This is a genomic window from Candidatus Poribacteria bacterium, assembly GCA_026702755.1.
GTDB lineage: Bacteria > Poribacteria > WGA-4E > WGA-4E > WGA-3G > WGA-3G.
In genome coordinates, this window is record JAPPBX010000085.1 from 21,339 (window position 1) to 29,053 (window position 7,715).

At 47.8% G+C, this 7,715-nt stretch carries 5 protein-coding genes; all 5 read left to right on the top strand.

What is annotated here, in order from left to right; genetic code table 11:
• The first annotated feature begins 2 nt into the window (after positions 1-2).
• The 5 genes from thiO to OXH39_16090 all read left to right on the top strand — a co-directional run bounded on the left by thiO (position 3) and on the right by OXH39_16090 (position 7,625).
• Positions 3-1,142 (top strand): glycine oxidase ThiO, encoded by a 1,140-nt coding sequence (thiO, locus tag OXH39_16070; protein ID MCY3551979.1) that lies wholly within the window; start codon positions 3-5, stop codon positions 1,140-1,142.
• 23 nt (positions 1,143-1,165) lie between these two features.
• Entirely contained in the window at positions 1,166-1,333 is a 168-nt protein-coding gene (locus tag OXH39_16075; protein MCY3551980.1) for a T9SS type A sorting domain-containing protein, read from the top strand.
• A gap of 711 nt (positions 1,334-2,044) precedes the next feature.
• Positions 2,045-4,648 (top strand): T9SS type A sorting domain-containing protein, encoded by a 2,604-nt coding sequence (locus OXH39_16080; GenBank protein MCY3551981.1) that lies wholly within the window; start codon positions 2,045-2,047, stop codon positions 4,646-4,648.
• 316 nt (positions 4,649-4,964) lie between these two features.
• A complete protein-coding gene (locus tag OXH39_16085) occupies positions 4,965-6,770 on the top strand; it encodes a T9SS type A sorting domain-containing protein (protein ID MCY3551982.1) in 1,806 nt (601 codons plus the stop codon).
• Between the two features lie 174 nt (positions 6,771-6,944).
• Positions 6,945-7,625 (top strand): hypothetical protein, encoded by a 681-nt coding sequence (locus OXH39_16090; protein ID MCY3551983.1) that lies wholly within the window; start codon positions 6,945-6,947, stop codon positions 7,623-7,625.
• The last annotated feature ends 90 nt before the right edge of the window (positions 7,626-7,715 follow it).

Here is a 7,715-nt window from a genome sequence, read left to right on the forward strand (position 1 = left end):
TCATGAAAAATCAGAAGATTCTCATTATTGGTGGGGGTGTGATTGGACTTGGTATCGGGTGGCAGCTGGCAAAAGCGGGGGTTTCCGCTGTCACCATTTATGAGCGCGGACAAACTGGACGCGGTGCCTCTTGGGCAGCCGCCGGTATGCTCGGTCCAATTGCTGAAGCACATATCGACGAACTCGACCTCCTCAAACTCAGCAATCAAAGTTTAGCACGCTACCCAGAATGGGTCGATGAGTTAGAGACAGAAACAGAGATGTCAATCGGTTACCGAGCAGAAGGCACGCTCATTATAGGCATTGAACCTGATGATGCAATTCAACTCCGGCATGCTTATACCTTACAACAAGATTTAGGGTTGAATGTCGAGTGGTTGAGCGGACAAGAAGCACGTGAAATTGAAAGTGCCCTTTCACCTTATGTGACGGCAGCTGTTCGTTGTGAAACTGACCATCAAGTTGATAACCGACTGATGGCTCAGGCACTCCAGCGTGCCTATCAGGGGCGCGGCGGCGTGTTGCATGAAAATAGCACTGTTGAAAGAATCGTCATAGAAAACGGAACCGCAACGGGTGTTCAAACACAAGACGGTTTTCAGAGCGCAGATGTGTGTATTCTCGCCGCAGGGTGTTGGTCTGGGCAGATCGGTGGGTTACCGGATACGATTATCCCGCCCGTGCGTCCCGTGAAGGGACAGATGTTGGCGTTGCAAATGCGGGAGGGCATTACGATCAAAAACGTCATCCGTACCGTCAAGGCGAGGTATCCGATGCCGGTATATTTAGTTCCCAGAACTGATGGTAGACTTATCGTTGGTGCCACGACCGAGGAGCTCGGGTTTGACACGGATCTGACGGTTGGGGGGATATATGAACTCCTCCACGGGGCGTGTGAAGCTGTGCCCGGTGTTTACGAACTGCCAGTTATCGAAACGTGGACAGGTTTACGTCCTGGTAGCGGAGACAATGCTCCCATACTTGGTAAAACACCTGTTGAGAATCTGATATACGCAACAGGGCACTATCGCAATGGCATTTTACTTACACCCATCACAGCTTACGAGATCTCCAAACTAATTCTGACGGGTGAGACTTCAGAGACAATCGCCCCGTTTCAATTGGACAGGTTTTCAAAGTAACTGATTACGGACTTCTCCGGTAAGTGCGGAATGTAATACAAGGACTGGATTTAGTCTCTCCCCAGACTAAATCCCCCAACCACACCGATTTACGGAATGCCCTCGGCGAACGCGTTGCGAGTGGTATCTATTTTTACCAGTTGACGACACCTTCCTTCCAGCAAACACGGCGACTCGTCATTGTAAAGTAGCGTCAATCAATAACTTACAGGTGTCATAGTTATGCTCTCGGTGTAACTGTGACACCCCTTGAACCTACAAAAAAGTTTTTTTATATACGGCGCGGTTTCAAACCGCGCCTACTTTTTTGTGGCTTGCGGACGTATAAATTCCAATCTGCCGAATCCCCTTCCTTCCTGTAAGCCACAACCCGCGAATCCTTAAAAATTCAGATATTCAAGGAAATCAAGAAAGTAGATCAAAAGAAAAAACCATCTTTGAATCTATTTTGGTCTGATGAAGTAGACGGTTTGCCTCTCGTCTGTTTTTCAATTTAATTTGACTTATGGGTCTATAATTTATACAATTATTAATCGTATTGACGCATTGTTTAATATATGATTTATATCATATATTTATATTTTATTATGATTTATAGTGATTTCACCTATTTTTACTGCTTAACCCAATCTACATTTGGGTTTTTAGGTTGAACTCACGTAAATGTACCAGGATACCCGGTCCGCGCTTTTACTGTATTGTTGAACGCAAACTTGCGAAATTTTAACGACAAACATCATCCGTTAGGGCGGGGTATCTGACACACTATTTTCATTTTTGAATAACATAACTTTAAGTGAGGTTTGATTTTGTATACTCAGATTAAAACCAGTTTTTTGTTTTACATGTTTACGTTGTTGATATGCCTCAGTTCCTTTTTCGTAGGGGAGACTGCTGCACAAATGCTGAATGGACCCGGTATCGGATCCGCCAGTGAAAATTATACATTTGAGACGATTGACGTTCCGGGAGTAGATTTTTTAGCGTTGACGGCGAGTAGCGACTTTGAAGATTACGCCGGATACACGAAAGGTGCTGATGGCGAAAAAGAGGTCGCCTTTACGCTCATAGATGGCGTTTTTACGACCTACGATTTCCCGGGCTCACAGAACACGCATTTCTATGCGCTCAATAATAATGGAATAGCTGCAGGGCACTACGAGGATAGCGACGGTCTGCACCATGGTGTCGTCTTGGAAAATCGCGAACTGCGTCAATACGATTTCCCGGGTGCCGTTGAAACGCAGATATACGGTATTAGCGATGCGACGGGGGCACTGACGGGTAATTTTATAGACGCTGAGGGCGTGCGTCGCGGGTTCTCAGGAGACAAAATCGTTGAGTTCCCCGGGGCAACGGCAACTTATGCCGATTTTGTGAACGCTGGTGGTGTTATCGTAGGCAGCTACATAGATGCTGATGGTCTATATCATGTATACATGCGTACCCCAGATGGCAGGTTTGTCTCTCTCGACCGTCCGTCTCCACAAGCCGCAAAGATTGAATACGTTTTTCTGCCCGGTATCAGCGATGCAGGGGTTATAGTCTCGCGAGCTAAACTGGAGGGTAGTGTTCCACGCACCTCTGTCGGCACATTCCAGCACGGGCTACAGAGATTTAAGGTTCCGGGCAGCGTGAGCACGGAAGGTTGGAATATTAATCAGGACGGTTCTATCGTCGGGTACTATGACTCAGCAGATGGGCGAAGACACGGGTTTGTCGCAAGACCCGTAGGAGACCCCACTGCACAAGTAGACGATCAACCCGTTGTCTCCCTCGCCGACCTCAACTATACCTTTGAGAGTATTGATATTCCGGGTGTAGATTTCTTAGCGTTGACGGCGAGTAGCGACTTTGAAGATTACGCCGGATACACGAAAAGTGCCGATGGTCAAAAGATGGTCGGCTTTACGCTGATTGATGGCGTTTTCACGACATACGATTTCCCGGGTTCTCAGAACACTTATTTCTATGCGCTCGGTAACAATGGGCAAGCTGCGGGACACTACCAGGATAGTGATGGTCTGTACCATGGGATCATCTTGGAAAATGATGAGTTGCGCCAATACGATTTCCCGGGTGCTGTCGAGACTGAAGTATACGGGTATAGTGATGCGACGGGGGCACTGACAGGTAATTTTACCGATGCTTCTGGTGTTCGTCGTGGATTCTCAGGGGACGTAATAGTTGAGTTCCCCGGGGCACCGGAAACTTACGCCGATTTTGTGAACGCAAGCGGTCGTATGGTGGGCAGCTATGTAGATGCTGAAGGCACATATCATTCATATCTGCGTGCCCCAGATGGCAGTTTTATTTCTCTCGATCTTCCCCTTCCACAAGTCGCAAAGATTGAATACCTTTTTGTGCACGGTATTAGCGATGTAGGGGTTATCGTTGCACAAGGCAGACTGGTGGGTGATGTCCCGCGCACCTATGTCGGTTCATTCCAGCATGGACTAAAGGAAGTGCAGGTTCCGGGCAGTGTGAGCACGGAGGGTTGGAATATCAATCAGGACGGTTCTATCGTCGGACACTACGACTCAGCGGACGGACGCAGACACGGGTTCATTGCTCGACCTGTTGATGAGACGGAGAGCACTCATTTTGGCAATTTCTACACCGTCAAGCTGTCGAAAGGGTTGAACATGCTTTCTGTGCCATTGGCACCGCCAACACCGATGAACGCCAAGTCCCTCGTTGCAATGACAGGTGCGACAACCATCATCATGCTTGACGCACCAAGCCAACGTTTCATCGCGTGGATGCCAAGTGCACCCAATGACGGTTTCCCGATTGAGGGTGGAAAAGGCTATATCGTTAACGTCCCACAAACTCGCAACTTTGCGTTCGTGGGGGCACCTTGGACAGATCCAACCGAAGCAGCAGCGGCACCATCTGCCATATCCACGGAAGCGTGGGCGTTCGTTGTCAGCGGACATTTGAAAGGTAAATCCACGTTTGACGGTTATCAAGTCATCGTGCGTAACCTCAGAACAAATAGTGTGATTACCACCTCGGTGGAAGGAGGTTATTTTGCCGCTGCAAATGCTGATTTGACGCGGCGGAGTGTTGTCCGAGTTGGAGATGTCGTTGAATTACGCGTCATCGGTCCCGGTGGAAACGCTGAATCACAGATCCTCAGCTTCAAAGTAACTCCTGAAGACTTGGCAAATGCAGTGTTGTCCGTCAGTCTTGATGGCATCGGTCAACCGACGCAGAATCAGTTGTTGCAGAACTATCCGAATCCGTTTAACCCAGAGACATGGATACCGTATCAACTTTCCGAAGACAATCTTGTGTCAATATCTATTTACGATACAACCGGTCAGTTGGTTCGCAATCTTTCGCTGGGTTTCCAGTCGGCAGGCTTCTACAATAGTCGATCGCGTGCGGCGTATTGGGATGGACGCAATACGCTTGGGGAACGCGTTGCGAGTGGTATCTATTTTTACCAGTTGACAACACCTTCCTTCCAGCAAACACGGCGACTCGTCATTGTAAAATAGGATCCACAAGTGTCACAGTTGTGCTATCGGTGCAGCTGTGACACTCCTTGAGCGAAAAAAGGTTTTGTTTAATATCTGGCGCGGTTTGAAACCGCGCCTACCTTTTTGGAGCTGCGGACGTATCAATTTCAACCTGCCGAATTCCCTCCGTTGCTGTAAGCGACAATCTGCTTATCCTTTAAATAAAAAGTAGTCAATATCACAGAAAAGTGCTATAATATCCATAGAGAATCCCGTTTGGTATCGGTTTGGATAGCTCATTTAAACAAAGACCGTCTACTGACGGTTTTTGAACGCACGTTTAAAAAGGATAATTATGAATCACCACACAAAAATAGCATTTATTCTGTCTATATGTCTAACCATCTGCTTCATAGCGGATGCCGTTGCACAAGTTAGTACCGATACACCGATTGCAGATTATATCTTTGAGACCATCGAAGTTCCCGGTGTTGATTTTCTGGAGGTGGCTGCAAGCAACGACTTCGGAGACTACGCAGGGAACACCCGGAACCCTGATGGCGAAAAAACCATCGGCTTCACGTTGATAGACGGTGTTTTTACAACCTATGACTTTCCAGGATCCCTGAATACCTATTTCTATGCACTCGACAACGCTGGAAAAGCAGCCGGACACTATAAAGGTCCCGATGACCTTTACCACGGCGTTATCTTAGAAGGTGGCGAACTGCAGCAATACGATTTTCCCGGTGCAGCCGAAACCAACATCTATGGTCTTAGTGACGAAACGGGGGCACTGAGTGGTAATATCGTCGATGAAACCGGAGTCAGCCACGCCTTCTCAGGTGATCTGATAATTACGTTCCCTGGCGCAGTCAACACTTATGGGGACTTCGTCAATGCCGCAGGTGCTGTCGTCGGCAGCTACGTGGATGCCGATGGAATGTTTCATGGGTTCATACGTCACCCCAATGGCAGTTTTACCACTATTGACCTTCCAGAGATGCCGAATCTTGAATTCCTATTTGTGAACACCATCACCGATCACGGTCTTATCGGCTTCAGAGCCAAAGCTGCAAATGATATTCTGCGGTCCTATATCCTCCTGCCAGATGGTACCCTCTATGAAGTGCGGTTCCCAGGGAGTATTAGTACTGTCGTCCGAAATGTTAATCAGGATGGAAGTATTATCGGTTATTATGATCTACCAGATGGACGTAGACACGGTTTCGTCGGTAGACCTAAAATGCAACCAATCGGCAATATTTTCTCCATGCACCTTTCTACAGGTTTGAACATGCTGTCTGTGCCGTTGAAACCGACTGTCCAGATGACAGCACGCTCACTCGCACTCAAGACAGGGGCGACAACCATCATTACGATTGATGCCGCAAACCAGCAGTATGTGGCATGGACACCAAACGCACCCGACGACGGCTTTTCAATTGAAGGGGCAAAGGGGTACATCGTCAATCTACCAACGGCACGCGACATTGTCTTCACCGGAACAGGATGGACGAATCAGACGCAGGTGCCCACGGCACCGCTCGCAACAATACCCTATCAGACATGGGCATTCGTTGTGAGTGGACATTTAGAAGGTAGCCAGCAGTTTGACGATTATTTTATCACAGTCCGAAACCACCGGACGAAGGCTGTCATGAAAACTCAGGTGCGTAGCAATTATTTTGCCGCCGCCACTGCCGATCTCAACTATCGTAGTGTTATTGAGGTTGGTGATACGCTGGAGTTGGTTGTCACCGATACCCAGGGCAACGTCGTCTCGGAAAAGTTTAATTTTACAGTGAATGCCGCCAATCTCGCAAACGCCGTGCTATCGGTCAGGCTTACTAACATCGGCACACCGAAGCAGAATCTGCTGTTGCAGAACTATCCGAACCCGTTTAACCCGGAGACGTGGATCCCTTATCGTCTCTCAGAAGCCGGTCCGGTGTCGTTATCCATTTATGACACAGCAGGCGCACTTATCCGAACACTTTCACTCGGCTACCAGTTAGCAGGCTTCTATGAAAATCGAGAACGCGCCATCTATTGGGATGGACGCAATACCTTAGGTGAGACGGTCGCAAGTGGTGTTTATTTTTACCAATTGGTAACGCCATCTTTCCAGCAAACACGCCGGATGCTTATTTTGAAATAGCATTTATATCGTTCATTTTCGCGCGGAAGATTCAAAACAAAACTATTGGCTTACTATGGACATCTCATCCTCTCAAATAGCGATGTGAAGATAACCACGCCTCAAACCATAACCTTTCCTGATTGTTAAGGTGATAAATGGGGTAACTTTAACGCAGAATTTAAGGAGGCACTAATGTTACAGCGTATCCAATGGACAACACTGATTTTGATTCAGTGCGTGCTGATTTCAGTAGGCGCGTTTGCGGCAGAAGAACCAGAAGAGGGTAAAAACTTCATTTGGGTAGACCTCGGAAAGAAAAGCGACGGGGTTTTATTGACCCAAAGCGAGCAGGCGGATGGTGTGACGGACCCCGATGTCCAAGGTGGTGTTGATTGTTTAGAGAACCCTTGGCCCTATAACGGTCCTGGACACAATCACATGTACTTCAAAATTGATGACTCATTTCTGTTTGGTGGGGATCATAAGGCGTGGATCGTCATGGAGTATTTCGATTCCAACGAAGCACCGCAAATCAACTGCCAGTACGACAGTAACGGTGTCGGTCCCGTTGGCGGCGCGTTCCGTGGCGCAGGTGATGGCGCATTTCTTGCCGTAAAACTGGGTGGAACGGATAAATGGCTCGTCCATATATGGGAAATCAAAGACGGTCGTTTTGAGAACCGCGCAAATGGTTCGGACTTCCGATTCTCCTCTCATGGGCGGGGATCTATCTGGATTAATCGGGTCTGGTTCAGCATTATTGAGCCACCGGAGAATTTCGATCCGGACAGTCCGTTCGGTATTCCACAAGCCGTTGATGCGACATCGAAATTGGCGACAACTTGGGGACAACTCAAGACAGGTAATAAATAAGGAAAATTAAGTTTATAATAAAACCTACAATTAATTGAGGGTGTTTCATAAATAATAGTTGCCAAAAGTCAGGATACTGGGTATCCTTCA

What these genes read in the sequence shown, in the direction of transcription:
- thiO (MCY3551979.1), top strand. Translation starts at nt 3, where the DNA reads ATGAAAAATCAGAAGATTCTCATTATTGGTGGGGGTGTGATTGGACTT.
- OXH39_16080 (MCY3551981.1), top strand. Translation starts at nt 2,045, where the DNA reads ATGCTGAATGGACCCGGTATCGGATCCGCCAGTGAAAATTATACATTT.
- OXH39_16085 (MCY3551982.1), top strand. Translation starts at nt 4,965, where the DNA reads ATGAATCACCACACAAAAATAGCATTTATTCTGTCTATATGTCTAACC.
- OXH39_16090 (MCY3551983.1), top strand. Translation starts at nt 6,945, where the DNA reads ATGTTACAGCGTATCCAATGGACAACACTGATTTTGATTCAGTGCGTG.